The sequence below is a fragment of the Planktosalinus sp. genome (genome assembly GCF_059864935.1).
In genome coordinates this window covers 1-2,976 of the sequence record NZ_JCBCCK010000091.1, presented here as the reverse complement: position 1 = coordinate 2,976, position 2,976 = coordinate 1, and the positions used below count along the sequence as shown (strand labels likewise).

Sequence of the window (2,976 nt, the reverse complement as noted above, 5' to 3'; positions counted from 1 at the left end):
AAAAGAACTGGGCATCACCAAAGAAGACATCGGCAAAAAGATAAGTGTAGAAGACTACAACGCCGCGTGTAAAAAAGCCGTGATGCGCTATACTGATGTCTGGAACGACCTCACCGAAAAAATGGGCTATTGGGTGGATATGGACGACCCTTACATCACTTACAAGTCCAAGTATATGGAAACGGTGTGGTGGTTGCTCAAACAAATCTATCACAAAGATTTATTGTATAAAGGCTACACCATTCAGCCGTATTCCCCAAAAGCGGGAACAGGTTTAAGTTCGCATGAGCTTAACCAGCCCGGAACTTATCAGGATGTAAGTGATACTACGGTGGTGGCGCAGTTTAAAGTCCTCAAAGCCCCACCCCAGCCCTCCCCAAAGGGGAGGGGGTTTTCAAACTCTATAGAAAAAGCATTTAACTTAAATTCTCCCCCTTCGGGGGAGTTGGAAGGGGCTTTTCAGGGAGCAACCTTTTTCCTCGCCTGGACCACAACACCCTGGACCTTGCCAAGTAATACGGCATTGACAGTTGGGCCTAAGATTGATTATGTGTTGGTAAAAACATTCAATCAATACACGTTTGAACCTATAGCAGTTGTGCTGGCAAAAAATTTAGTTGCTAAGCAGTTTGACAAGAAATTTGTACAGGCAGAAACTCCGGAAAATTTTGAAGAATTAGCAACTGCGTTTGTATCTGTCCCCCCTTCGGGGGCTAGGGGGGCCATCCCCTTCTATATTGCTGCCAATTGCAAAGGCAAAGACCTTGAAGGTATCCGTTATGAGCAATTGTTGCCTTATGCCTTGCCGCATAACAATCCTGAAAATGCTTTCAGAGTGATTTTAGGTGATTTTGTAACTACTGAAGATGGTACCGGTATCGTTCATACCGCGCCTACTTTTGGTGCAGATGATGCCATGGTGGCCAAACAAGCCGTACCGGAAGTGCCGCCGTTATTGGTAAAAGACAAAAACGGTAATCTTGTGCCGCTTGTGGATTTACAAGGAAAATTCCGTGCTGAAATGGGTGAGTTTGCCGGAAAATATGTGAAGAATGAATACTATGATGACGGTCAAGCTCCCGAAAAATCGGTGGATGTGGAAATCGCCATCAAACTCAAAGAAGAAAACAAAGCCTTTAAAGTAGAAAAATATGTACACAGCTACCCCAATTGCTGGCGTACAGACAAACCTATTTTATATTACCCGCTGGACTCGTGGTTTATAAAAGTCACCGACTTTAAAGACCGTATGTTTGAGTTGAACAAAACCATCAACTGGAAGCCCAAATCCACCGGTGAAGGCCGTTTTGGAAACTGGCTTGCCAACGCTAATGATTGGAATCTCTCACGTTCTCGTTATTGGGGAATCCCGCTTCCTATTTGGAGAACAGATGATGGTAAGGAAGAAAAAATCATAGGTTCTGTAGAAGAACTTAAAGCTGAAATGCAAAAAGCCATCTCAGCCAGTGTGATGGAGAAAGACATATTTCCTGAGTTTGTTCCCGGTGATCTGTCTGAAGAAAATTATGATAAAATCGATTTGCATAAAAACTATGTGGATCAGATTATTTTGGTTTCCGATTCCGGAAAACCAATGAAGCGTGAAAGCGACTTAATTGATGTGTGGTTTGACTCAGGAAGTATGCCTTATGCACAATGGCACTATCCTTTTAGCCTCCCCCCAACCCCCTCCGAAGGAGGGGGGGATAGCACTCCTGCATTTCAAACTGCCCGAAAGTCTACTTATCATTTGCTGAAAGAAAAAGCTAAGAATAGAAAAAAGAAGCCTACTGAAGCAGAAAAAATTCTATGGGAATGTTTGAGGGGTAAAAAGTTGGATGGCTATAAGTTCAGAAGAGAACATATTATTGATGAATATATTGCAGACTTTGTTTGTTTACCCAAAAAGCTTGTGATTGAAGTTGACGGAGGTTATCATACTGACCCAACAGTAAAAGAGAAAGATGACTTCAGAGATGCATTTTTGAAGGAAAATTTTGGCTTCAGAACCTTACGATTTACCAATAAAGAAGTAATTGGCGATATTGATTCTGTTTTGAATAAAATTGAGTCAGAGTTAAAGAACACCCCTTTGGGGGGCAGGGGGGCTTTCAAGGCTGACTTTATTGCAGAGGGAGTTGACCAAACAAGAGGTTGGTTTTATACCCTGCACGCTATTTCCACTATGATTTTTGACGATGTGGCTTATAAAAACGTAGTTTCAAACGGATTGGTTTTAGACAAAAACGGACAAAAAATGTCCAAACGATTAGGTAACGCCGTTGACCCTTTTGAAACCATTTCAACCTATGGGCCCGATGCCACTCGTTGGTACATGATCAGCAACGCCAACCCCTGGGATAATCTCAAATTTGACATTGAAGGTATTGCTGAGGTGAGGCGTAAATTTTTTGGCACACTTTACAATACTTACAGCTTTTTCAGCTTGTATGCCAATCTGGACAAATTTGATTATTCAGAGCCTGATGTGCCGTTGAATGAAAGACCTGAGATCGATCGTTGGATACTTTCAGAACTGCACACACTTATTCAGAGAGTTGATGAGTATTATAACGACTATGAGCCCACCAAGGCCGCACGTGCCATTTCAGACTTTGTTCAGGAAAACCTGAGCAACTGGTTTGTTAGGTTAAGCAGAAGGCGTTATTGGAGAGGGGACTATGGCACCGATAAAATTTCAGCTTACCAAACTTTATATACCTGTTTGGTCAATGTGGCACAGCTGAGCGCACCTGTTGCCCCATTTTTTATGGAGCGCTTGTATAAAGATTTGACTTCCGCTACAGCGAAAAAAGGCGAAGAGTCGGTGCATTTGTCAGATTTTCCAACCTTTGACGCTGCTTTTGTTGACAAAGCCCTGGAAAGTAAAATGCAAAAAGCACAGACCATTTCGTCGCTGGTTCTATCCTTACGACAAAAAGAAAAAATCAAAGTGCGCCAACCGCTTCAGAAAAT

At 42.5% G+C, this 2,976-nt stretch carries 1 protein-coding gene; it reads left to right on the top strand.

Translation table 11 applies throughout. From position 1 onward, the window contains the following. On the top strand, window positions 1–2,976 hold a 2,976-nt coding region (locus AC6F75_RS04100; RefSeq protein ID WP_500713675.1), incomplete at both ends, for a class I tRNA ligase family protein.